The following is a 22,690-nucleotide window of genomic DNA, read 5'->3' on the forward strand; positions in this document are numbered from 1 at the left end:
CGGACGAGAGGCCAACCCGCCCTCGCCCTGGAGGAATTTATGCTCGCGAAAGCCTTAGTCATAGCCATGGCAGCAGATATTGCCCGTTCAGACTATGCCAAGCCGACCTTGATTCGTAGCCGTAGCCGCGAGTGGCTGATCGCCTGCCGTTGGGGACCGGAGGGCGAATATCTCTCGATCGCGACGGCCGGCCCGGTCACGGAGCCACTCGCTCTGGTTGCACCGCAGGTGATCGCGCCGATCCACAGCCTCGTCGGCGTGCTGGTTTCCGAATCGGAATCGCAATCCACCAGCACATTCCTGTTGGTGCGCCAGTTGCCTGGTGCGATCGAGCTTGCCGGTACATTTTTTCCCGCCGATGGCTACGTGCTGCTGCAGGACCACGGCGATATCCATCTCGTCTGCAAGGCGCGCTACTCGCACAGCTGCGGCTGGCTCGACGGCAAGGAGATCCGCAAGGACATTCCTGATCCGGCCCCCTATTCGGCCGAGGCAATGTCCTGGCATATCGAAGCGACGCGCCGTGACTGGATCGGCGAGTTCATTCCCAGCAGCAGACCGCCGGAGCGGCTAGCGATGCGCGCGACCGGCTGACGCCCCCAGCCGAATTGCGGAGCACCACGAGATTGCCGCCTGTCTTGCTGCGGAAGACTATCCTCGCGAGGGAAACTTCCGCCGCTCATCAAGATCGACAGTATTCAGACGCGCAACCGTAGCCTTGGTCCCGGAAGTTCGATCGGCGATGCTTTCAACCAGCTTCGCGATGCAAGACCGGACGCGCGGACTGGGCGTTCGCGCATAGGCCTTGAGAACGCGCAAGGCGCCCGGCTCGGCGAGCAGGTGAACCGGCGAATTCAAGCTGCGAGGTCCAGGCCGGGAAGATTCGAAAAACTCGCCAACCGAAACGTCCAGCACGGAGGCGATTTGCGCCAACCGGCTCGCGCCAACCCGGTTGGCGCCTCGCTCGTATTTCTGCACCTGTTGAAAGGTAACGCCGATGCGTTCCGCGAGTGTGGTTTGGCTGATGCCGCGGTTGACCCGCAACATACGAATCCTGGCACCCACCATCGCATCGAGCGGGCCAGACTTCCTCGTCGCCATGGGCAGGCTCCCAACTGTTCAAGCTGGAACCTTAGCACAACCTCAGGGAGCTCAGGACACTAATTTGCGATCACAGGGAGCAGTTTTACGCGCTGCTCGACATTAACGTGGTCAATCGTCAGCCGGCCATTCGGGTCGATCGCCGCCTTCATGGCCGCCGGGCGACCGGTTTCGAGAAATTGCTGCAGGACGGCACGGTTTTCGTCCGAAAGCGCAAAGAGCCCGCGCATCAATTCAAAAAATCCCGGTTCTTCCGCGACATAGAGCAGTTCACGCAGTTCCGCGCCGGTATATTGACCCAATGCCGTCAAAAGCCATTCGGTTTGGTCATTCGGATCGCTCTCAGGCACGCGATTCAGATAGTAGACGACCGATTCCGCACTCATTTCATCCCCCGGTACCTCGTGATAGCTCACAGGCCCTCCGCATCCGGACGGCTTTCTGGCAGCTAGCTCCCGAGTTTAACATTGCGGCGGCCTTCGTGATTTCAGCGTGATCGCAAGCGCGGCGACGCCCGAAATTCGATTCCGCGGTTCCCATCTGGTTGGGGTGTTCCGAACTGGTGCAGTTGGGCGCAGCCTGGCGCAACATTCTTTCGTCGTGCAAATGAGCGGCCGGCGATTCCCGTTGCCTCAACCGCCTCACCGCGAAAATCAGAAGGCCTTCGCGATGGCGCGCTGGGCGTCCTGCTGAATTGTCTTCAGATGGTCCTGGTCCCGGAAACTCTCGGCGTAGATCTTGTAGACGTCTTCGGTGCCCGATGGCCGCGCGGCAAACCATCCCGCCTCCGACTCGACCTTGATGCCGCCGAACGATTGATCGTTACCCGGCGCCCGGGTCCGAATCGCGCTGACCGGTTCACCGGCAAGCTGGCGCATGTCGAGTTGCTCCGGCCCGAGCGCCTTCAGCGCGCTCTTTTGTTTTGGCGTTGCCGGCACGTCGATCCGCTCGTAGTAGGGCACGCCTAGTTCGGCCGTGAGGGTGGCAAACAACTGGCTTGGATCGCGGCCGGTTCGGCCGAGGATTTCGGCGGCGAGCAGCCCCATTACCATGCCGTCCTTGTCGGTCGTCCAGACCGAGCCGTCGCGCTTGAGAAACGATGCGCCGGCGCTTTCCTCGCCGGCGAATCCGAACGCGCCGGTGCCGAGGCCCTCGACGAACCATTTGAAGCCGACCGGGGTTTCGACCAGCCTGCGGTTCAGCTTACCTGCGACACGGTCGATGATCGAACTGGAGACGATGGTCTTGCCGATCGCGGCCTCCTTGCTCCATTGCGGCCGGTGCCCGAACAGATAGGCGATCGCAGCCGCAAGAAAATGGTTCGGATTCATCAGGCCGCCCGTGCGCGTCACGATACCGTGCCGATCGGCGTCGGTGTCATTGGCAAAGGCAACGTCGAATCTGTCGCGCATCGCGATCAGGCTCGCCATCGCGAACGGCGAGGAGCAGTCCATGCGGATTTTTCCATCCCAATCCGCCGTCATGAAACGGAACGTCGGATCGACGGCGTTGTTGACGATGGTCGCATCGATTCCATAACGCTCGATCAGCGGCGCCCAGTAGTGAACCGCCGCGCCGCCGAGCGGATCGATGCCGATTTTCACGCCCGATGACTTGATCAGCGCCATGTCCACGGCATTGCCGAGATCGGCGACATAGGGGGTGATGTAGTCGTGCAAATGCGTCGAGGGCGCCTTGCGGGCGCGCTCATACGGCATCCGCGCAACGCCCTTCATACCGGCTTCCATGTAGGCGTTGGCGGCCTTTTCGACCTTGGCCGTCACGTCGGTGTCGGCCGGGCCGCCATGCGGCGGGTTATATTTGTACCCGCCATCCTCGGGCGGATTGTGCGACGGCGTGATGACAACGCCATCAGCAAGTCCGCTGGTTCGGCCCCTGTTGTAGCTCAGGATCGCATGCGAGATGACGGGCGTCGGGGTGTAGCCGCCGCGCTCGTCGATCATGATATCGACCCCGTTGGCGGCAAACACTTCCACCGCGCTAGCCAACGCCGGCTCGGCGAGCGCATGGGTATCGATGCCGACGAACAGCGGACCGGTCAGTCCCGTCTCGCGGCGGTGATCGCAGATCGCCTGCGTCGTCGCCAGGATATGATTTTCGTTGAACGAGTTCTTCAGCGATGTCCCGCGATGCCCCGAGGTTCCGAAGGCGACGCGCTGGGTGGGATCGGACGGATCCGGTTTCGACGCGAAATAGGCCGTCACCAACTGCGGCACGTTGACAAGGGAGGCGGGATCGACCGGTTTGCCGGCAGCGGGATTGGGGGCAGTCACATGACCTCACGGGAATAGGTGGTTCGCCGGATTATACGTAGAAGCGACGGCGTGGGCAAAATTGGGCATGATGCCTCCGAAGCGAGCCCGACGCAGCCTTCACTAGTAAACGCCGCGTTGCCGAGGCAGTTTCCTGCCGCCCTGCGCGAAATACGGATTGTTCAGGCACTGTGCCGCGCGGCCCGACGCGGACGCCGCGCACTGCGCCAGTGATGTAAAGCTGCAGTCGATATAACCGCCGTCAATGCCGTAGGTCTGCAGGCAAACCGGGTAGTTTGGATCATAGGTCTGGGCGCGCGCGGGCGCGGCGACCAGCACCGTTCCGGTCGTCAAAATTGTGCAAGCCAATACGCGCATTGGGAACTCCTTCGGGACAGTCGGACAAGCCAATGGAGCTTGATTGCTTCCAACCCCGGAAGAGAGCTTAGCATGCGCCCGCCGTTTGGACGAATTCCGACATCGGCTCATCGCAACTCGCCTGATAATTCTTCAACGCGCAACGCATGTCGTCGGGCAACATCATCGATTTGTGATCCACCAGCGAGGTCGTCACCGTCACGAAGGTGGCGCGTACGCATTCGGCGCCATCCCTGAACGCGTGAACCGTGAGCTTCACCGAGGTGCGTCCGATATCGCGCACGATGACTGCGACGTCGAGAACGTCCCCCATGCTGCTGGGCTTGGCGAAATCCGCCGAGACGTGCGCGTAGCCGAGGCCGGTCCGCCGTGTTCCGACCAGCTCATGATAGGGCAATCCCAGCGCATCGCCGTACCAGTCCTCGATCACACCGTTGAACAGGTTGAGATATTCCGGCGTGTAGACGATTCCGGCCGGATCGCAGGAGCCGAAGCGTATGCGGAGGCGCGTGCGCCAGACGCCGCTCGGCAACCCGGAGAGTGTCATGGAATCAAAACGGGCCATACAGGGGGCTCATTTTAGTTTAGGCATAAAGTATTATTTTATAGCCGGGCCGGCGTGCAAAGTCGAGCGTTGAAGTCCTCCATACGCCATGTTCCGCCCGATGGGCGATTCCGCATTGAGGCGCCGGGTCGCATTTTTTGGAGATTTTACGCTGTTTCTTGTATGGACAGGACCCGCCTCGCTTGCCCCGCCACGATATCCTCTACTACGGTCGTGGGCGCTTCGAGCAACCGAACCCGGGAGCGGGACCGTTCAGATCTCCTCGTACCGAACACTTGATTTGGTCTTAAAGGATTTACACGTTTGTTTCAGAAACCTTTGATGCCGATCCGCTCGGCCGCACAGGAAATTTCGGGAGACCTGGATTGATGGCCGGCAAGGAGCTCGCGCTGATCGACGAAGCGAACATGACCGAGGAAGACGCGGATAACCGCGCTCAGGTCAGGGTTTGGCTTCGCCTCCTTGCCTGTACGTCGTTGATCGGCGCGGACCTTCGGCGCCAGTTCCGCGAAGAGTTCGACTTCACGATGCCGCGCTTTGATGTTCTGGCACAGCTCGATCGCGAGCCCGTTGGGCTGGTGCTGGGTGAGCTGCCGAAGCGCCTGATGGTCACGGCCGGAAATCTCACTCCGATCGTGGATCGCCTGGTCGAAGACGGTTTCATCACGCGGTCGCCGTCGCCGCTCGACCGTCGCGTGCAGATCGTCTGCATGACGGCCGAGGGCAGGAAGGCGTTCAGGCGGATGGCAAAGAAGCATGGCCGCTGGCTGGCTTCGCTGCTGGCCGAATTTCCGAAAGAACGGCTCGACGGATTGGTCAGGGAACTCGACGACCTGAAGAACGCCGTGAAGCGCGCGATAGAGCAAGACCGCCCTTGATATGCGCTGCAAGGCTAGCGGCGCAACTTGTATCCGGCGGCGTCGCGGTCCCAGGTGTCGGGCGTTTTTCCGGCCTCGCGCAGCGCGACCTTTCGGATCTTGCCGTTCTCGGTGAGCGGCATTTCGGTGACGATCCGGACAAACCGCGGCACCGCGAAATAGGCCATCTTGCCCTCGCAATGCCTGACGACATCGATCGGCTCCAGCGCATGGCCAGGTTCGAGCTGGACGGCGGCCGCAACCTCGTCCTCGACGAGCTCAGACGGCAGCGGATAGACGGCGCAGGCAGCGATCGCGGGGTGCTTCAGCAGCACCTGCTCCACCTCCCAGGATGAAACATTCTCGCCGCGCCGGCGGATGGAATCCTTCATCCGGTCGACGAAGCGGTAGTGGCCGTCCGCATCGCGCACGACGCGGTCGCCGGTGTGGAACCAGCGATTTCGCCAGGCTTCGGCCGTCTTGTCCGGCATTCCGAAATAGCCCGTCGAGAATGCGAGCGGCTCGCGCGAGCGTAGTAACAGCTCGCCGACCTCACCGTCAGGGAGAGGCGCGTCGTCGGAACCGGCGATGCAGGCCTCCACGCCCTCGACGAGATGACCCATCGTGCCGGGGCGATCGGACGGGATGGAGCTTGCGAACACGAAATTCGTTTCGGTCGAGCCGTAGCCGTCGAGCAGCGGCACACCGAAGCGTTCGAGAAACGGACCGTGAAATTGACCGGGGACGCCGCCGCCGAGCGCGACCCGCAGGAAATGCGCGGTGTCGTCGGCGGATTTCGGCTGCGCCAGCAGCATCACGGCCATCGCGCCGAGGAGATAGCCGACGGTTGCCTGATGCCGTCGCGCCGCTGCCCAGAAACCGGAGGCGGAGAATTTCGGTTCGAGCACGTAGGTGCAGCCGTTCAGCAGCGCCTGATAGAATGCGTTCAGCGCATTGGTGTGGAATAGCGGCAGCGTCGTGAACAGCACATCGCCCTCGCGGATCTCGAGCGCGCGCGCCGAGTGGACGCCCCACCAGAACATCTGCGCCTGCGGGCAGCAGACGCCCTTGGAAGGCCCCGTGGTGCCGGATGTATAGAGAATTACGACCGTGTCGTCCGGCCGCACGGGCGCGGGCGAGGCCCCCTCGCCGAGCGCGAGCAGCGGCGAGGTCGATCCCGGCGCAACCGAAGACGCGGCCCTATCGCCGATTGTCCAGACAAGATCCGGCGGGGCGACATCGCCTTCCAGCGTTTCGATGGCCGGCATAAAGCCAGACTCGATCACCAGCAGTTTCGGCGTGGAGTTGCGCAGGATGTGGCTGAGCTGGAAGCCGCGCAGCGCGGTGTTGATCGGCACCGTCACGGCGCCCATCCAGGCGCAGCCGAGATAGACTTCCAAAAATTCCGGCCGGTTCGAGCACATCAGCGCGACACGGTCGCCGGCCTGAACCCCGGCGCGCAGCAGGCGGCCCGCGGATGCGGCTGCGATCGCAGCCGTCTCGGCATAGCTCCATCGTGTTTCGCCGAAGACGAACAGGGTGCGGTCGCGGTATTGGGCGGCCTGCCGCGTCAGAATTGTCGAGAGAATCCGGCCCGCCGGCGGGAAGCGCTCAGTCGCCTGCGACCAGATCGGCCCACCCGGCCGCTGCCTGGCCGCGCTGCTATTACCTGCCTGCACCCGCGCCTCCTGAGTTTTCGCCGGGTCGATCTGCGATAGATCGCACTTGGCCGACCAGATAGTTTAGGCTTAAAGTATTCACGAAACCTGTCGCCGCAGCAAGGACTGCGTCCGGGTTCCGGTTGCCATCCCTTGTGGCGGCTGGAGGCATCAACAGGAGCTGTGTCCGCAATGAGCCTCGACACGTATCGATCGCCATCCGATGCCTTCGCAGCCACGGCCGCGAGGCGGCCGGACGCGCCATTCCTGCTCGCGCCAGCAAGCGCAGGACTGCCCTACGCGCCGCAAGGATTCAGAATCGAATACGGCGCCTTCAAGACCGAGGTAGACCGGCTGCGCGCCGAATACGCGGCCGCCGGCTATGGACGCGGGGCGCGGGTTGCGTTGCTGCTTGAAAATCGCCCGGTCTTCTTCCTGCATTGGCTCGCGCTCAATGCGCTCGGCGTTTCGATCGTTCCGATCAATCCCGATGTTCGGCCCGACGAATTATCCTTCCAGCTTGAGCTGTCGCAGGCCGATCTGCTGGTGGCGGCATCAGATCGTATGCAGGTGACAAAGGGGGCGGAGCTCGGGCGCGCCCGCCTGATCGATACCGACAGCCGCATCCCACCGTGCCAGACGGATGTCAACGCCCAGGATGCCGAGTTCAACGGCGAATGCGCGCTGCTGTTCACGTCAGGCAGCACCGGCAAGCCCAAGGGCTGCATGCTTTCGAACCGCTATTTCCTCCAGGTCGCCGACTGGTATCTCGCACAGGGCGGCGTGGCCGAGCTGCAGGCGGACCGCGAGATTAACCTGACGCCGTTGCCGATGTTTCACATGAACGCACTCGGCTGCAGCGCAGTCGGCATGATGGTGCTCGGCGGCGCCGTGGTTCCGCTCGACCGCTTTCACGCCAACCGCTGGTGGCAGTGCGTGGCCGACACCGGCGCGACCGTCGTGCATTGTCTCGGCGTCATTCCCGCCATTCTGCTTCAGTTGCCCGTGACCGAGGTGGAACGGCAACATCGCGTGCGCTTCGCCTTCGCGCCAGGCGTCGATGTCCGCCACCGCGCCACCTTCGAGGAGCGCTACCGCATCCCGATCGTCGAGGCCTGGGCGATGACCGAGACCGGAGGTGCTGCGGCCACCACCACCGCGCGCGAACCGGCGGGCTTTGGCGCGCGCTGCGTCGGCCGACCATCTGACGGCATGGAGTATCGCCTCGTTGACGATCAGGGCACCGATGTCGCGCTTGGGAAACCCGGCGAATTGCTGGTCCGCGCCAAGGGTGAAGATGCCCGCGCGGGATTCTTCAGCGGTTACCTGAAAGACGAAGAAGCCACCGAGGCCGCATGGCAGGACGGCTGGTTCCACACCGGGGACCTGGTCTTCGTCGACAAAGACGGGCTGATGTATTTCTTCGATCGCAAGAAGACCATCGTGCGGCGCAGCGGCGAGAACATCGGCGTGCTCGAGGTCGAAAGCGCGCTTTACATGGACACACGCATTGGCGGCTGCGCGGTGACACCCGTCCCCGACGACATCCGCGGCGAGGAGGTTTTTGCTTTCATCGTGCCGAATGAAAAGATCGACGACGCAGCCGCGCTGGCGGCCTCGATCGTCAAGACCTGCGCCGAGCGCCTCGCCTATCACAAGGTGCCCGGCTACATCGCCATCGTCGACGAATTGCCGTTGTCGTCAACACGCAAGCTCGCCCGGGGCGAGATCAAGACGCTCGCGGCTGCGGCCGTCAGCGCCAACCGCGCAATCGACATGCGCGCGCTGAAAGCGAAGCTGCGCCACGCCTGAGTTACGGCAGCAGCCTGTATTTCCCGTTTTCGATCTGGACCAAGATCCGCGCGCGATCGTCGACGCCGTGGCGGTCGGCCGGCGTGTAGGTGTAGATGCCGTGCGTGCCCACGACCTCCTTGGTCGTGAACAGCGCCTCGCGGAGCGCGTTGCGGAAGACGGGCGTGCCGGGTGTCGCGCCCGTCGCCTTTGCGCGCTTGGCGGCATCCATGAACACCAGCCAGCCATCGAACGCATAGGGTGAAAACGCATCGGCCGGCGCCTCGCCATTGGCTTTCTCATAAGCCGCACGGAATGCGAGAACGACCTTGCGGATTGGATTGCTCTCGGGAAGCTGTTCGCCCGCCGTCACCGGTCCGGTCGGGCAGATGACGCCCTCGGCCGATTTGCCGGCAAGCCGCAGAAAATCTGCACTGATCATGCCGTGATTGCCGTAGAGCGGGCCCTTGTAGCCGCGCTCGGCCAGCGCGATCACGGGCAGCGCGCCGGGCGTTCCGGTGCCGCCCAGCATGATCGCGTCGGGCCGCGCGGAGATTGCGCGCAGCACCTGCGCGGTGACCGAGTTGTCCGAACGCGCATAGCGTTCGTTCGCGATCACCTTGATGTCGGCCTTCTCGGCGGCTTGCAGCAGCGAGTTGTACATCAGGTCGCCGAAGGCGTCGGAGAAGCCGATGAACGCTACTGTCTTCACGTTGCGGCCCTTCATGTGATCGACGATGCCGTGAACCAGAAGCGGCGTCGGCTGCGGCGTTTGCACCACCCACGGCCCGCCCTCCCCGGCCGGCACCGGCGCGATCGGCGAGACCGCCACCATCGGCACCTTCATCTCGATGGCCGCGGTGGCCATCGCCAGCGTCTGCGGCGCGCCTGATGTGCCGATCAGGAAGTCGACCTTTTCCTGTTCGACCAGCTTGCGGGCGTTGCGCGTCGACGCGGCCGGGTCAGAGCCGTCATCGAGCTGGATGACACGAACTTTTTCGCCATCGATCTCGCCGACATATACCTGACCCGCCGCCAGTCCCTTGGCGTTCGGCACACCGATCGAGGACACCGGCCCGCTCAGGCCGGTGACGAAGCCGACGAGGATTTCGGCGCGCACCGGCGTGACCGCGCCGAGCAGGAGTGCGGCGCCGATCAACAGTGTCTTCTTGTTTTTCATGATGTCACTCGATGTGGGAGAGGAGGCTCAGCCCTGCCCGGGCACCAGCGCAAGGACACGCAGCGGACTGCCCGAGCCGTTCTGAATCTTGAGTGGCGCGGCCACGATCACCGCGCCGGTCGGCGGAAGCTGATCGAGATTGCACAGGCACTGCAGGCCGTAACGCCCGCCGCCATGAAGGAAATGGTGCGCCGGATAGGGCGGCTCGAGATGACCGGCCTGCCCGGCATCGGTTCCGATCGTCTCGGTGCCGAGGCCGATGATGCCGCGCTCCTCGACGAGCCAGCGCATCACGGCCGCATTCGGACCGGGCGTATGCGCGCCGTCGTCCTTCAGATTGGCGTAGTCGCGCCAGCCTTTCTTCGACCAGTCGGTGCGCAGCAGCACCCAATGCCGTTCCGGAATCCGCCCGTGGCTTTTTTCCCAGGTTTCGACGACCGGAATCGTCAAAAGGAAATCCGCGTCCTTTGCTGCCTGCGTCGAGCAATCGATCACGCAAGCCGGCGCGATCATGTCGCGCACCGGTAGCGTGTCGACCGAATTGTTCGGCAGGTCCTTGCCGGTGAACCAATGGATCGGCGCGTCGAAATGCGTGCCGGTATGCTCGCCAAAGGTCAGATTGTTCCAGTACCAGGCGGGGCCGGCGCCGTCGTAACGGGAAATCTGCTGGATGCGCACCGGCGCGGCTTGGCCGAACTCCGGCGGCAGCACGATGACCGGAAAGTCCGGGCTGAGCGTGAAGGTCAGATCGACGACGCGCACCGCGCCGGATGCAACCGCACCGGCAAATTGCATGAGACCATTGCTGTCCATTGCGCTTCTCCCGTTTTCAACAAGCCCACCTACGCCCCGAGTTCACGCTCGACCGCCTTGGGGTTGGCCGCAAGGCGCTGGCGAATGTCTTCGGCGACATCACCCACGAACACATCTTCCAATCCGCGCTTGAGCGCCGATACGATCGCACCCGCAACCGCGCGAGGCGCGACCTTTGGCGGTGGCACTGTCTGGAACCATTCGATGTCGAGCGGTCCCGTAAATACGTTCACAACCTTGACGCCGCCAGGGCGAAGCTCCGCTCGGAGGCAGTGCGACAGCGACAGACAGGCAGCCTGCGACGCCGAATACGCGCCGAACACCGACCAGTTCGCCAGCGCATAGACCGACAGGATGTTGACCCAGGCGGCGGCGCTGTTGACGCCATCGGAGCCCCGCATCTGCATCGCCGGCCCGAACCCCTGCGCCAGATGCACGAAGCCGAGATAGCTCTGGTCGATCTCGTCGCGCACGACGCTGGTGCCTTGCCGATCGAGCAGCCCGCCGGCGCGGACATGCTCGGAGGTGTTCACGAGAATATCAACCTTGCCGCCGATATCGGCCGCCAGATCGGCAACCGACTTCTCGTCGCCGATATCGAGCGGCACGATCTCGACGCCCTCCAGCGCGCGCAACGCATCCTCGCCGCGGAACGGCTTCCACGGCTCGGCGACGCCTACGAATACGATCGATGCGCCGACCGCCTTCAGCGCGGTCACCACTTCCTGACCGACGATGCTCCGCCCGTTCGTCACGAGAACGCGCCGGAATTTCGGATCGGCCGTCATCTCACGCCACTGCCTGTCGTCGGTCATGTTGGGGGTCTCACGTTCGGGGTGCGCGAAGGCCACCGCCTGCCCGCTCTTGTCCAGTTGAAACGACATCACGACCGGCCGCCCCTCTTCGCAATCGGCATGCAGGTGCGTCACCAGTTTCGGCCCGCATTCCATCGCAACCAGGCCGACGCGCCATGGCGCGCGCTCGCGGAAGTGCACGTCGGCCGGGACGTGCAGCGTGGTTTCGCTCAGGAGCGTGCCGCGCCGCGGTGCGTCCGCAAAGGCGAGATCGGCAGAAAGGCACGCCGGACACGCGTCCCGCGCCGGATAGCAGAATGTCCCGCAGGCGCCGCAGCGCTGCAGCATGAAGCGGCCTTCGGCGGCGGCCCGCGTAAAACCGTGCGAGGCGCGGCTACGCGCGCGCGGCGGCGACGTCGGCAGCCGTGTCCGCTGTAGCGGATTCTTCCGGCGCGGTTTTAAGATCGGTTCGATCATGAGCCTGATCCCGCGAGGATCGCCGCGCCCGAGGCGAGGCCGCGATCATAGTTGATCATTCCGAAGCCCGACGCCAACCCGATGCGCGCATCCCTAACCTGCGTTGGACCGGCCTGCCCGAGCACCTGGCGCAGCGCTTCGACCACCCCGAGATAGGCGCCGCCCGCGCCGGCCTGCCCGACCGAGAGCTGGCCGCCGGAGGTGTTGTGCGGGAAGCTGCCGTCGATCGTCAGATCATGCTGCCGCACGAAGTCCGGGCCCTCGCCCTTGCGGCAGAAACCGAGATCCTCGAACTGCATCATCGAGATGACGGGGTAATCATCGTAGGTCTGTACGAAGTCGAGATCATCGGGCTTGACGCCAGCCATCGCGTAAAGCTCGTCGACATCCATCGCCCACCCGCCCCGCACCTGAACGGGATCGTCGCCGAACGCGTTGTGGCGCTCGATCGTGGAGAGAATTTTGGCGGCAGGCAGCTTCAGCGAAGCGGCGACGTCCTCGCTCATCACCAGGAAGGCTTCCGCGCCCGCGCACGGCATCACGCAGTCGAACAGATGGATCGGGTCGGCGATCGGCCGCGCCGACATGTATTGCTCGATGGTCAGCGGCGCTTTCATCAGGGCATGCGGATTGCGCAACGCGTTGCTGCGCTGGGCAACCGCGATCTTGCCAAAGTCCTCGCGCCGCGCGCCGAACGTTCGCATGTAGTTGCGCGCGATCAGCGCAAAGCTCGCATTGGCGCCGCCGGCGCCATAGGGATAGACGGCATCCTGGTTGAAACGTGAAAAATTCTCCAGCGTGTAGCGGAAAGAGTCGACATGGTTGGTGTCGCCGGCGACGCAGGCCACAATGCGGGCGTCGCCCGCCTGCACCGCGCGCGCGGCGCGGCGGAGCGCGGCGATCGCGCTCGCGCCCCCGAGTGGAATGGTGTCGATCCATCGCACGCACAAGCCGAAATGCTGGGTGAGGCTGATCCCGCTATCGAGCCCCGCCGTAAAGCTCGAAACACAGAAGCCGTCGATGTCGCGCGGCGTGATTCCGGCCCCATCGACCAGCGATTTCAACGCACGGCCGATCCACCACTGCGCGCTCTCGATCGAGTAGCGCGCGTAAGGAATCGTCACCGGAACCGCCATCACGACCCGATCATAAGGTGTTCGGATGGAGCTCTGCATCGGACTACCGGGTTCCTGTGAGCTGCTCAGAGCACGGTGAGTTTGACGTCGATATTGCCGCGCGTCGCGTTGGAATAAGGGCAGCGTTCATGCGCGCCGGCAACGACTTCCTCGGCGACGGATTTCTCCAGCCCAGGCAGTAGTACCTTGAGTTCGACGGTGAGCGCGTAGCCGACCGCGACCGGCCCCATGCCGACCTTGGCGGTGACGGTCGGCTCCGCCGACGACGTGATCTTGCGGGTACGCGCGACGAGTTTTACCGCGCCGAGGAAACACGCGGCATAACCGGCAGCAAAAAGCTGCTCCGGATTGGTTCCCGGTCCGCCCGGCCCGCCCAGCGATTTCGGCAACGACAGCGACACCGACAACAGCCCGTCGTCGCTCGCGGCCTTGCCGTCGCGCCCGCCGGTCGCCGTCACTTCGGCTTCATACAGAATCTTGTCTGGCTGCAGCATGTCTTGTCCTCAAGGGCTCTTTGGTTTGCCGGCTTGCATGCGCGTCACGGTGGCGCGGAAATCCTGGCGGGCGCGGTCGTTGGCCAGCGCAAAACTCGGCCCCCGGCTCGGCTCGGTGCCGTTGAGACGCTGCAATTGCACCCACATCTCGGCGCTCTTCAACGCCACTGCCGCGCAGTTCACCACGGGCGCATGACCGACCTTGAAACCGTGCTCGCTCGCAATGAGAAGGCCTGGCAACACGCCGGCCGGGATGATGACGTCGGCGCCACGGTCGACGAGCGGCTGTGCGCAAACCGCGAAGTCGGTCAGCATCCGCGCTTTTGCCGCCGCATCGCCCGCGAACGCGGCGCTGAAATCCTCCGGCCGGCAGCCCATTCCGACGACCTGCAACACGCGGCCCGAAAGTCCGTAACGATCGGCCTGCTCGTAATGCCAGACCTCGAAAGCTGAGTCGAGCGTGACCAGGCCGAGGCGCCGTCCAAGCTGCGAGGCCGCCAGCAGCGTGGCCTCGCCGGCACCGGCCACGGGAATCGTCAGCGCCGAACGCAGTTCGTACAGTCCCGGATCCTGGAAGTGGCCCATGACATAGGCGTCAAAACCGTTTTCCTGGGCCGCGAGCCCATTGTCGACTGCCTGGATCGCGCAACGAAATTCGCTCAGGCGGCCGAAGTCGCGGTCGGCCGGCGTGATGCCCTCGACATGGACGCTGGTGCCGGGCGCCGCGATCTCGTTCAGATAGGCCGCAAGCCGCGCCATATAGGGCGCGCTCGTAGCCTGGTCGACGAAGCTCTGCCAGAAGATGCGCACAGCGGGTATCCTGTTCACAGGCGGACCGTGCCGAACCTCCGCGATCACGGAGGGTGACGACACGCACAAGCCTGTCGTTGCGGAGGCGCGCCGTAGAGTGACGCCAACCCATCGACCGAAATATTTCAACCACAAAATAATTTTGGCGTCAATTGAACGGCGCGCCGGCGCACGCTGCGCACGACAAGATCGGTTTGCCGAAAGGACAGGCAGATAGCGCCTTACCCTTTTGCACAAGCGAATTCAGCACTCGCGGCCACGCGCGGCGCCTCAAACTTTTTCCCCGGAGCGCGAATCTGGCGTATTGACCTGCGGCCGAGAAATACTTTAGGCTTTAAACAATTGACAGGGAGTGGGCGCCGTGCAAACCGCACGTCGCGCTGGGTTGCGTTGATAAAGGCTCTTCAATCGTGGCTGAGATCATCGACCTCGGGACAGCGAGTGCTACGGGCGGGTTCGCACTCGCCGCCGCAGGTCCCGCCGTTTCAGCTCTTGTGCGTTCAGTTCTTGGCCGCTCATCTCTTGACCGCCTGGGCGGCAATGAAATCACGGATGAAGCCTGCGAACGCCTCCGGCATCTGATCGGGGAGCGGCACCATGCCTCCTGAGAGCTCGCGCAAGATGCTGCCCTCGATGGCTTCAGCGACTTTCGGAGCCACCGGATGAACGTGCGGATCGCCCGTTGGAGCAATGACCAGCGTGGGACACCGGATGTGCCCCAGACGGTCCTCCATCCGATAGCGATTCACCACCCGGTGGCCCTCCGCCGCCATCTCGCCGGACCGCAGAGCGTCGATCATGAAGCGCTGCAGCAGATCGATATCGTCAGCAGGATAGAATGGCTGCCGGCGCGCCCAGAGCTCCGCGAGATGAGCGCCATCGGTACGCGCCTCCACATCGTCGATGACACGCGTGCCGTGGTGTTTGGCCCGGCGCGCCGCATCGACGAAAGGACAGGCCGAGAGCACCAGCGCGCTCACGCGCGCAGGCGCGGAGGCAGCCATTTCGACCCCGATCACCGCGCCCGTATGATGGCCAACGACCGCGGCGCACGGTTCTTCCAGCGCGTCGAGCAGCGCGAGCGCGCCCTCGGCCCACAGTTCAATCGAGGGATCGCGGGCCGGGGAATCGGAATCCCCAAAACCGAGCGTGTCCATCGCGATCGCGCGGAAGTCGCGGCCGAGCAGCGGCAGCACATCGCGATACTCGTCCCACGAGCGCGGCGTCTGATGCAACAACAGGACAGGAAAACCGCTTCCCGCCATGGCGACATGGATGCGGCCAAGAGGCGTCGTGACGAAGCGACGCTCGACGTTGGAACCGGTTCTGGTGGCGCTCATTTCACAACTCCATCCGGATGCGGGGACCAGGCCCGCGCCGGCTTTCGGCAACAACTGCGGCATCGATCGTGCTGGTCCGACCTCGATCCATGCTGACATCTCGCTCAGGTCGCGGCTGTTATCAACCAAGGGGAATGCAATGCGCAAGATGTTGAGTTTGACTGCCCTCGTCGGCAGCCTCGTCGCGGCCTCGACCGCACAGGCCGATATCACGATCGGATTCGTGACGTCGCTAAGTGGCCCCGGCGCCTCGATCGGCATCCCATACGGCCGCGGTATCCAGGCCGCCATGGAATACAAAAGCGAAGTCAACGGCGAGAAGATCAAGTTGATCCAGCTCGACGACGGCTCCGATCCTTCCGCCGCGACCCGCAACGCGCGCAAGCTCATCGAGGAAGAGAAGGTTGATCTCCTGATCGGCACCGCAACCACCCCGTCGACCATCGCGATGATGGCGGTCGCGACCGAGTTGAAGGTGCCGATGATCGCCGTCTCCCCGCTGACCGGACAACCGAATCCGGCGGATCAGTGGGCCATCTCCGTTCCGCAACCCGCCGCGCTGCTGGTCAAGATCGTCGCTGACCGCATGAAGCGCGACGCCATGAAGAACATCGGCTATATCGGCTTCTCCGACGCCTGGGGCGACCTCGTCTACAACGGCGCCAAGGCAGCCGAAACCGACGACGGCATCAAGGTGCTGACCAATGAGCGCTATGCGCGCGTCGACACGTCGGTCACGGGCCAGATCCTTAAAGTTCTCGCGGTGCGTCCGGATGCCGTACTGATCGGCGGATCTGGCACGCAGGGCGCCCTGCCGCTGCTCGCGCTCGGCGAACGTGGATTCAAGGGCAAGACTTACGGTACGGTCGCGTTGGTCAATCCCGATTTCGTGCGCGTCGGCGGCAAGGCCGCGGATGGAATCCAGGTCTCCGCCGGCCCGGTCATCGTGGCCGAGCAGCTTCCCGACAACCACTTCGCCAAGAAGCTTGCGCTCGAATTCCGCGCGGCCTTCCTGAAGGCCAACAACGTCCCGACCACGGACGGGTTCTCGGCCTACTCCTTCGACGGTTGGCGGATCTTCACCTCTGCCGCCGAGCGGGCGCTGAAGACCGCGAAACCCGGCACCGTCGAATTCCGCAAGGCCCTGCGCGACGAGATCCTCAACACCAAGGAGCTCCCGGGCGTGCACGCGGTCTACAACTTCAAGCCCGGTGCCTATTACGGCGTGGACGAGCGCGCGCTGGTGATCGTCCGCCTGGTCAACGGCGCCTGGACCTATCAGCCCTGAGCGGTGTCGAGGCGTAACACGGAAGGACGGCCGACGGCATGACGGCAGACATCGCTGCGATCCTTGCGATCGACGGAATAGCCACCGGGGCGGTCTACGCCCTGGTGGCGATCGGCACCGTGCTGATCTTCACAGTGACGCGGGTGATCTTCATTCCGTTCGGAGACATCGCCGCCTTCACGGCGCTGACGCTGGCGGCGCTCGACGCCAGGCAGCTTCCCGGAACGGTCGGGCTGGTTGTCGTGCTCGCGTGCATGGCCTGCCTGATGGAGGTCGTCTCGCTGGCGCGCGCCGGCGAGCTTCGCGCGGTGCCGAAGGCCGTCCTCGGCTATCTCGTGTTGCCCTTGATTGTCGTCGGCATCGTCTGGCTGACGATGCGTTTCAATCCGCCGATGCCGGTCCGGATCGTGCTGGCGCTGCTCTTGATCATGCCGATCTCGCCGCTGCTGGACCGGATCGTCTTCCGCCCGATCGCAGATGCCTCGGTTCTGTTGTTGCTGACGGTCTCAGTCGCGCTGCACTTCGCGCTGGTCGGACTTGGCTTGCTGTTCTTCGGCCCCGAAGGCGTCAGGACCGAGCCACTAACGTCGATGGCGTTCGAGATCGCCGGCGTACACGTTTCCGGACAGACGGTGCTGATCCTGGCGGCGGCGCTCGTGTTCAGCGGCCTGCTGTTTCTGTTCTTCGACTACACGCTGATCGGCAAGGCGCTGCGCGCGACCGCCCTGAACCGCACGGGCGCGCGGCTGATGGGAATCAGGCCCGCGCGCGCCGGGACCATCGCGTACCTGTTGGGGTCGTTGATGGCTGGCGTCTCCGGCATCCTGATCGCGCCGGTGAACACCATCTTCTACGATTCCGGATTCCTGCTCGGACTGAAAGCCTTTGTCGGCGCCATCGTCGGCGGCATGGCCAGCTATCCAGGCGCGGCGCTCGGTGCATTCGGCGTCGGCATTATCGAAAGCTTCGCCTCATTCCAAAGCAGCACATTGAAGGACGTCATCGTCTTCTCGCTGCTGATCCCCGTCCTGCTCTGGCGCTCGTTCGCCTCGCAGCATTCCGAAGAGGAAGTCGAGGAATGACCCCGCAGCAGATCCGTCTCATCATCGCCGCGGCTATTGCCTGCCTCGTGGCGGCGCCTTTCGTGCTCAATCCGTTCAGCATCACCTTGCTGAACTACATCGGCATCTACTCGCTTGCCGCCATCGGGCTTGCGCTATTGACCGGGGTCGGCGGCATCGTGTCGTTCGGCCAGGCGGCTTTCGTCGGCGTCGCGGCCTATTCAACCGCCTGGGTCACGGCAGTGAACGGCTATTCGCCCTGGCTTGGGCTGGTGCTGGCCGTGGTTCTTACCTGCAGCATCGCGGCGATCCTGGGCTTCGTGACGCTGCGGCTGGGCGGCCATTTCCTGTCGCTAAGCACGGTTGCCTGGGGACTCGCGATCGCGTTCCTGTTCGGCAACATCGATGGCCTCGGTCAACACAACGGCATCTCGGGCATTCCGCCGATCTCGATCGGCCCGGTCGCACTGGTCGAAAGCCGGCAGATCTATTTCCTGATCTGGGCCATCGTCGTTGCGATCCTCCTTCTCTGCTACAACCTGCTCGACTCCCGCATCGGCCGCGCGATGCGCGCGCTCCGCGGCGGCAACACCCTGGTCGAGAGCCTCGGGATCAGCGCATTCCAGATCAAGCTGGTGACATTCGTGATCGCCGCGTTCCTCGGCGCGTTGTCCGGATGGCTCTATGCCCATCTCGGCCGTTTCGTCAGTCCCGGACCGTTCGACGCCAGCATGGGCATCGAATATCTGATGATGGCGATGGTCGGCGGCGCCGGCAGCATTTTGGGCGGCGTGGTCGGTGCTGCCATCGTCACGCTCCTGAAGAATTCCGTGCAGGACTACCTGCCGCTGATCGCCAAGGGCGCCTCCGGCCAGCTTGAGATCGTGGCTTTCTCGGCGCTGTTCATCCTGTTCCTGCAACGTGCCCGGCAGGGCATCGTCCCGTTCCTCTCCGGTTTTCTGCCCGACCTGAAGCAGTCTCGTCCGCAAGTGGCTGATCCATTACCGCTTCGAGATCAACCGGAGCCCGGCACGCTTCTTCTTAAGGTGAGCGACGCGCAGCGGCGATTTGGTGGTCTCGTCGCTGTCAACAATGTCAGCTTCGAGGTGAGGTCCGGCGAAATCCTCGGACTGATCGGGCCGAACGGCGCCGGCAAGACCACGATGTTCAACCTGCTCACTGGCGCGTTGCGCACCAACAGCGGCGAGATCGCGTTCGCGGGCCGCTCGATCTCCCGCGACCAGCAATTCCACATTGCCCGGTCCGGAATCTCTCGCACCTTCCAGCACGTCAAGCTGCGCCCGCGCATGACGCTGCTCGACAATGTGCTGCTCGGCACCTACTCGCGCACCAGGACCGGCCTGCTCGCCGGCGCCCTGCGTTTGAACCAGGCGGAAGAAGCCAGCGCGCGCTACGAAGCGCTGCAGCAGCTCGAACGGGTCGGGCTCGGCGACAAGCCGTTCGAGCTCGCCGGCAATTTGCCGCTCGGCAATCAGCGCGTGCTCGAGATCGCCCGCGCGCTCGCCGCCGATCCGACGCTGCTCGTCCTCGACGAGCCGGCGGCCGGACTGCGCCGCCAGGAAAAGCTCAAGCTAGCCGAACTGCTGCGATCGCTGCGCGCGGATCATCTGACCATCCTCCTGGTCGAGCACGACATGGAGTTCGTGATGTCGCTGGTCGACCGCATCGTCGTGCTCGATTTCGGTTCAAAGCTCTGCGAAGGCGAGCCGGCGGCCATCCGCAGCGATGCCCGCGTCCAGGAAGCCTATCTCGGAGGTGTCGCGTGACACAGATGCTCTCGATCGAGAATGTGTCGGTCGCCTACGGCAAGGTGGAGGCGGTGCGAAACGTTTCGCTATCCGTCGAGCAGGGGCAGATCGTGACCGTGATCGGTCCGAACGGCGCCGGCAAGACGACGCTTCTGATGGCCGCCATTGGTCTGCTGAAGTCCACCGGGCGGATGATGTTTCAAGGCGCCGATCTGGCGCGGATCGATGTCGAGGGACGCGTCGAGCGCGGCCTCTGCCTCGTGCCCGAGAAGCGCGAGCTTTTCGCCGACATGTCGGTCGCCGACAATCTGCTGCTCGGCACCTACAGCCTGCGCGACCGTTCGACGACGCGCAAAAGCCTCGACGACGTGTTCGACCGTTTTCCGCGCCTGAAGGAACGCAGCAAGCAGGCTGCCGGCACGTTATCGGGCGGCGAGCGGCAGATGCTGGCGCTCGGCCGTGCGCTGATGGCGAAGCCGAAACTCCTCGTCCTTGATGAGCCGAGTCTCGGCCTTGCGCCGCTCATCGTCCGCGAAATCTTCCGCACCATCGCGTCACTGCGGAGCCTCGGCGTTTCGGTCCTTCTCGTCGAGCAGAACGCCCGCGCCGCGCTGGAGACCGCGGATTACGGCTACGTGCTGGAAACCGGCGAGATCATCCAGTCCGGTCCGGCGGACACCCTGATCCACGACCCGAAACTGATTGCAGCCTATCTGGGCGGGCATTAGAGCGACCAAGAACGCGACCAAAACTACGAAAACAACCCCATGCAAAGTAGAAATGGGGCCTCGTATCGTCCGAACACACCAGATCTAGTCGCCAGGACAGCGCGCATCAAGCGACGGGTTCGCGCGCAAGGCCCATGGCCCGCAGCGCCGACGCAAAGGCCGCGAGGCGTTGCTCGCGATAAGCGGCCTGGTCGACGCCTTCGTAGTTCATGAAGCCCTGCCCGGTCTTCATGCCGATCCGCCCCTCGCGCATATTCGTTGCGATGATGTCGGGTGCAGCGTAACGGCTATCGCCGAGCGCTTCGACCAGATAGCGGCTGGCATGATGCAGGATATCGCCGCCACCCCAGTCGATGAATTCGAGCAGGCCCAGCACCGCGAAGCGGAATCCGAAACCGTAGATGACGGCCTTGTCGATATCCTCCGCCGACGCGACGCCCTCTTCCACCATCCGGGCGGCCTCGTTCATGGCCAGCGACTGTATTCTCGGAACGATGAAGCCGGGCCGCGCCGCGCAGACGACCGGCACCTTGCCGATACCTTCCAGCAGCGCCTTCATCCGCGCCGTAACTTCCGGCGCGGTGAGCCGGCCGGGAGACAATTCGATCAACGGCACCAGATAGGCCGGATTGAGCCAGTGCGCGTTGAGGAAACGGCCGGGATGTTCGATCGAGCCTGCGAGATCGTCGACCAGTATCGTCGACGTGGTCGAGGCGATGATCGGGCCTTCGCCCGCCAGCCGCGAGGCCTCGGCCAAAGCCGCCTGCTTCAAAGCGAGAATCTCCGGCATCCCCTCGAAGATGACGTCGCAGCGCGGCAGCGCAGCATCCGCCTCCCGCCGAGGCTCGATCGTGATCCGGTCGGCGATTGTGGGCACAAGCTCCGGTGGAAGGAGATCGATGCGCGAGAGAATCTCGAGCGTCGAGCGGATTTCTGCTTTGGCTTCGGCCGCCAGCGCGTCAAATGCCGCCGCGTCCCGTTCCTTGAAGTCGACGACGACAACCTGGTGGCCGGCGAACGCGAACACGACCGCGATGCCGCGCCCCATTCGGCCGGCGCCGAGGCATCCGATGACCGGTTTCATCGAAAACCCTCGACCAGAAAATTTTGCAATGCGGCCCGGTCGAGATCGCCGAGACCGAGCGTGGAAAGGCTCCGGCCCGTCACCGCGAAATCCTGCCCCGTGATGGCGGAGCCGATCGCCAGGAATGCCTTGACGAGCGGTGTTTGCACGTCCACGAGGCCCGCCACCGACGCGAGGAACGACAGGCCGAGACGCAAATCCTCCAGCATGTAGCGGTGCTCGACGAGAATGAGGCGTTCGGACCAATCGCCGGAATGCGTGAGCTGGTCATGCGCGTCGCGCGCATACATCCAGGGTTCGCCGTCCTTCGAATAATGGTCGGCAAGGGGGAAGTGCGGCCCGCCATAGCCAAGCGCCTCGCGAATGGCGATGCGTTCGGCATCGAGCGCGTCCGTCACACGGCGTATCGCCGGCTGGGTACCTTCCTTGTGGATGTCCCACTTTTCGAAATGTTCGATCGGGCCGGCGTTCATCGTGATCAGCGGCGGATGAATGATCGGGCCGGCATTCATCAGCGCGCCCGACAGCGCATCGCCGCATGGCTCGATGGCGTTTGGAAACGCGCGCTCGATCACGCTCAACGCGTGCGGGGCAAGGCGGTGCGGAAACACGCCGGTCGGCAACCGCGCGCCCCTGCCCGAGATGCGGACGGCATAAGGGCCCTGCTTGCGCGCCAGCCATGGCAAGGTCCCGGTCTCTGCAGTTGCGATCTCGGCGCGGTTGCCGGCGTCCTTTGCCGCGCGGGCGAAGATGTAGGAGCCGAACGTGCCGGGCGGCAGGAACACGACCTGGCCGTCGCGCAGATGCGGCGCGGCCAGTTCGGCGATCGCTCCTTGCGCGAAGGCCGGCGCCGGACACAGGATGAGATCGGCCGTGTCAATAGCTTCCGCGATCGAAGACGTGACCGTCGCGAGCCTGGCATCGCGGCGGCCCGACCGGTCGATAACCGCTATCGTGCCGCCCTGCGCGCGATGCGCCTCCACGTCTTTGGGATTTCGCCGCCACAGCCGGACTTCGTGACCGGCCAACGCAAAGTCCCCGGCCGCTGCAAACGAACCGTTCCCTCCACCCAACACTGCGATCTTCAAGATAC

Annotated in this window: 22 protein-coding genes; 7 read left to right on the forward strand and 15 right to left on the reverse strand. The window is 64.1% G+C overall.

The window, feature by feature from the left end; genetic code table 11:
• Positions 1-39: 39 nt before the first annotated feature.
• On the forward strand, positions 40-594 hold the full coding sequence (locus V1283_RS30340; protein ID WP_334390287.1) for a hypothetical protein: 555 nt from the start codon (positions 40-42) through the stop codon (positions 592-594).
• Between the two features lie 57 nt (positions 595-651).
• Here the strand turns inward: V1283_RS30340 and V1283_RS30345 are convergent, their stop codons facing one another.
• From V1283_RS30345 to V1283_RS30365, 5 genes are all read right to left on the reverse strand, one after another.
• On the reverse strand, positions 652-1,101 hold the full coding sequence (locus tag V1283_RS30345; protein WP_334390288.1) for a helix-turn-helix domain-containing protein: 450 nt from the start codon (positions 1,099-1,101) through the stop codon (positions 652-654).
• Between the two features lie 59 nt (positions 1,102-1,160).
• Positions 1,161-1,517, reverse strand: a complete 357-nt coding sequence (locus tag V1283_RS30350; RefSeq protein WP_334390289.1) for a hypothetical protein — start codon at positions 1,515-1,517, stop codon at positions 1,161-1,163.
• Positions 1,518-1,754: 237 nt separating this feature from the next.
• The gene (gene pgm, locus V1283_RS30355; protein ID WP_334390291.1) at positions 1,755-3,395 is read right to left on the reverse strand and encodes a phosphoglucomutase (alpha-D-glucose-1,6-bisphosphate-dependent); all 1,641 of its coding nucleotides are present in this window, start codon (positions 3,393-3,395) and stop codon (positions 1,755-1,757) included.
• A 102-nt stretch (positions 3,396-3,497) separates the two neighbouring features.
• Positions 3,498-3,752 carry a DUF3551 domain-containing protein gene (locus tag V1283_RS30360; RefSeq protein WP_334390292.1) on the reverse strand — a complete coding sequence of 85 codons (255 nt, stop codon included), beginning with the start codon at positions 3,750-3,752 and terminating at the stop codon, positions 3,498-3,500.
• A gap of 67 nt (positions 3,753-3,819) precedes the next feature.
• On the reverse strand, positions 3,820-4,317 hold the full coding sequence (locus tag V1283_RS30365; RefSeq protein ID WP_334390293.1) for an acyl-CoA thioesterase: 498 nt from the start codon (positions 4,315-4,317) through the stop codon (positions 3,820-3,822).
• 368 nt (positions 4,318-4,685) lie between these two features.
• On the opposite strand from V1283_RS30365, the gene V1283_RS30370 reads away from it, so the two are divergent.
• Entirely contained in the window at positions 4,686-5,195 is a 510-nt protein-coding gene (locus V1283_RS30370; RefSeq protein WP_334390294.1) for a MarR family winged helix-turn-helix transcriptional regulator, read from the forward strand.
• Positions 5,196-5,209: 14 nt separating this feature from the next.
• Here V1283_RS30370 and V1283_RS30375 read toward each other — a convergent pair whose 3' ends face one another.
• Positions 5,210-6,853 carry an ATP-dependent acyl-CoA ligase gene (locus tag V1283_RS30375; RefSeq protein ID WP_334390295.1) on the reverse strand — a complete coding sequence of 548 codons (1,644 nt, stop codon included), beginning with the start codon at positions 6,851-6,853 and terminating at the stop codon, positions 5,210-5,212.
• Positions 6,854-7,024: 171 nt separating this feature from the next.
• Here V1283_RS30375 and V1283_RS30380 point away from each other — a divergent pair, with 171 nt between their 5' ends.
• On the forward strand, positions 7,025-8,644 hold the full coding sequence (locus V1283_RS30380; protein ID WP_334390296.1) for an AMP-binding protein: 1,620 nt from the start codon (positions 7,025-7,027) through the stop codon (positions 8,642-8,644).
• 1 nt (position 8,645) lies between these two features.
• On the opposite strand, the gene V1283_RS30385 is transcribed toward V1283_RS30380, so the two are convergent.
• The 7 genes from V1283_RS30385 to V1283_RS30415 form a co-directional block, all read right to left on the reverse strand.
• Positions 8,646-9,803 (reverse strand): ABC transporter substrate-binding protein, encoded by a 1,158-nt coding sequence (locus tag V1283_RS30385; RefSeq protein ID WP_334390297.1) that lies wholly within the window; start codon positions 9,801-9,803, stop codon positions 8,646-8,648.
• Between the two features lie 27 nt (positions 9,804-9,830).
• Positions 9,831-10,616 carry a cyclase family protein gene (locus V1283_RS30390; protein ID WP_334390298.1) on the reverse strand — a complete coding sequence of 262 codons (786 nt, stop codon included), beginning with the start codon at positions 10,614-10,616 and terminating at the stop codon, positions 9,831-9,833.
• Between the two features lie 29 nt (positions 10,617-10,645).
• Positions 10,646-11,887 carry an SDR family NAD(P)-dependent oxidoreductase gene (locus V1283_RS30395; protein WP_334390299.1) on the reverse strand — a complete coding sequence of 414 codons (1,242 nt, stop codon included), beginning with the start codon at positions 11,885-11,887 and terminating at the stop codon, positions 10,646-10,648.
• Positions 11,884-13,062, reverse strand: coding sequence for a thiolase family protein (locus tag V1283_RS30400; RefSeq protein WP_334390300.1), 1,179 nt, complete (start codon positions 13,060-13,062; stop codon positions 11,884-11,886). The genes V1283_RS30395 and V1283_RS30400 overlap by 4 nt, the downstream gene beginning before the upstream one ends.
• Before the next feature lie 26 nt (positions 13,063-13,088).
• A complete protein-coding gene (locus V1283_RS30405; protein WP_334390301.1) occupies positions 13,089-13,517 on the reverse strand; it encodes an organic hydroperoxide resistance protein in 429 nt (142 codons plus the stop codon).
• 9 nt (positions 13,518-13,526) lie between these two features.
• The gene (locus tag V1283_RS30410) at positions 13,527-14,327 is read right to left on the reverse strand and encodes an aspartate/glutamate racemase family protein (protein ID WP_334390302.1); all 801 of its coding nucleotides are present in this window, start codon (positions 14,325-14,327) and stop codon (positions 13,527-13,529) included.
• 515 nt (positions 14,328-14,842) lie between these two features.
• Positions 14,843-15,667: an alpha/beta fold hydrolase gene (locus V1283_RS30415; protein WP_334390303.1), complete on the reverse strand. Its 825-nt coding sequence runs from the start codon at positions 15,665-15,667 to the stop codon at positions 14,843-14,845.
• A gap of 139 nt (positions 15,668-15,806) precedes the next feature.
• On the opposite strand from V1283_RS30415, the gene V1283_RS30420 reads away from it, so the two are divergent.
• Genes V1283_RS30420 through V1283_RS30435 form a run of 4 tightly spaced genes read left to right on the forward strand, consistent with a single transcriptional unit; the run spans position 15,807 to position 20,513 of the window.
• Complete coding sequence (locus V1283_RS30420) at positions 15,807-16,955, forward strand: ABC transporter substrate-binding protein (RefSeq protein ID WP_334390304.1); 1,149 nt, start codon at positions 15,807-15,809, stop codon at positions 16,953-16,955.
• 38 nt (positions 16,956-16,993) lie between these two features.
• On the forward strand, positions 16,994-18,037 hold the full coding sequence (locus V1283_RS30425; protein ID WP_334390305.1) for a branched-chain amino acid ABC transporter permease: 1,044 nt from the start codon (positions 16,994-16,996) through the stop codon (positions 18,035-18,037).
• The gene (locus V1283_RS30430; RefSeq protein WP_334390306.1) at positions 18,034-19,803 is read left to right on the forward strand and encodes a branched-chain amino acid ABC transporter ATP-binding protein/permease; all 1,770 of its coding nucleotides are present in this window, start codon (positions 18,034-18,036) and stop codon (positions 19,801-19,803) included. The genes V1283_RS30425 and V1283_RS30430 overlap by 4 nt, the downstream gene beginning before the upstream one ends.
• On the forward strand, positions 19,800-20,513 hold the full coding sequence (locus tag V1283_RS30435; RefSeq protein WP_334390307.1) for an ABC transporter ATP-binding protein: 714 nt from the start codon (positions 19,800-19,802) through the stop codon (positions 20,511-20,513). Before V1283_RS30430 ends, V1283_RS30435 begins: the two co-directional genes overlap by 4 nt.
• 106 nt (positions 20,514-20,619) lie before the next feature.
• Here the strand turns inward: V1283_RS30435 and V1283_RS30440 are convergent, their stop codons facing one another.
• Both V1283_RS30440 and V1283_RS30445 read right to left on the reverse strand, forming a co-directional pair.
• Entirely contained in the window at positions 20,620-21,597 is a 978-nt protein-coding gene (locus tag V1283_RS30440) for a 3-hydroxybutyryl-CoA dehydrogenase (protein WP_334390308.1), read from the reverse strand.
• Positions 21,594-22,685: an NAD/NADP-dependent octopine/nopaline dehydrogenase family protein gene (locus V1283_RS30445; protein ID WP_334390309.1), complete on the reverse strand. Its 1,092-nt coding sequence runs from the start codon at positions 22,683-22,685 to the stop codon at positions 21,594-21,596. Before V1283_RS30445 ends, V1283_RS30440 begins: the two co-directional genes overlap by 4 nt.
• Positions 22,686-22,690: the final 5 nt, after the last annotated feature.

Origin of the sequence: Bradyrhizobium sp. AZCC 2262 (assembly GCF_036924535.1) — a bacterium.
Classification (GTDB): Bacteria; Pseudomonadota; Alphaproteobacteria; order Rhizobiales; family Xanthobacteraceae; genus Bradyrhizobium.

What these genes read in the sequence shown, in the direction of transcription:
- V1283_RS30340 (WP_334390287.1), top strand. Translation starts at nt 40, where the DNA reads ATGCTCGCGAAAGCCTTAGTCATAGCCATGGCAGCAGATATTGCCCGT.
- V1283_RS30345 (WP_334390288.1), bottom strand. Translation starts at nt 1,101, where the DNA reads ATGGCGACGAGGAAGTCTGGCCCGCTCGATGCGATGGTGGGTGCCAGG.
- V1283_RS30360 (WP_334390292.1), bottom strand. Translation starts at nt 3,752, where the DNA reads ATGCGCGTATTGGCTTGCACAATTTTGACGACCGGAACGGTGCTGGTC.
- V1283_RS30365 (WP_334390293.1), bottom strand. Translation starts at nt 4,317, where the DNA reads ATGGCCCGTTTTGATTCCATGACACTCTCCGGGTTGCCGAGCGGCGTC.
- V1283_RS30370 (WP_334390294.1), top strand. Translation starts at nt 4,686, where the DNA reads ATGGCCGGCAAGGAGCTCGCGCTGATCGACGAAGCGAACATGACCGAG.
- V1283_RS30380 (WP_334390296.1), top strand. Translation starts at nt 7,025, where the DNA reads ATGAGCCTCGACACGTATCGATCGCCATCCGATGCCTTCGCAGCCACG.
- V1283_RS30385 (WP_334390297.1), bottom strand. Translation starts at nt 9,803, where the DNA reads ATGAAAAACAAGAAGACACTGTTGATCGGCGCCGCACTCCTGCTCGGC.
- V1283_RS30390 (WP_334390298.1), bottom strand. Translation starts at nt 10,616, where the DNA reads ATGGACAGCAATGGTCTCATGCAATTTGCCGGTGCGGTTGCATCCGGC.
- V1283_RS30395 (WP_334390299.1), bottom strand. Translation starts at nt 11,887, where the DNA reads ATGATCGAACCGATCTTAAAACCGCGCCGGAAGAATCCGCTACAGCGG.
- V1283_RS30400 (WP_334390300.1), bottom strand. Translation starts at nt 13,062, where the DNA reads ATGCAGAGCTCCATCCGAACACCTTATGATCGGGTCGTGATGGCGGTT.
- V1283_RS30405 (WP_334390301.1), bottom strand. Translation starts at nt 13,517, where the DNA reads ATGCTGCAGCCAGACAAGATTCTGTATGAAGCCGAAGTGACGGCGACC.
- V1283_RS30415 (WP_334390303.1), bottom strand. Translation starts at nt 15,667, where the DNA reads ATGAGCGCCACCAGAACCGGTTCCAACGTCGAGCGTCGCTTCGTCACG.
- V1283_RS30420 (WP_334390304.1), top strand. Translation starts at nt 15,807, where the DNA reads ATGCGCAAGATGTTGAGTTTGACTGCCCTCGTCGGCAGCCTCGTCGCG.
- V1283_RS30425 (WP_334390305.1), top strand. Translation starts at nt 16,994, where the DNA reads ATGACGGCAGACATCGCTGCGATCCTTGCGATCGACGGAATAGCCACC.
- V1283_RS30430 (WP_334390306.1), top strand. Translation starts at nt 18,034, where the DNA reads ATGACCCCGCAGCAGATCCGTCTCATCATCGCCGCGGCTATTGCCTGC.
- V1283_RS30440 (WP_334390308.1), bottom strand. Translation starts at nt 21,597, where the DNA reads ATGAAACCGGTCATCGGATGCCTCGGCGCCGGCCGAATGGGGCGCGGC.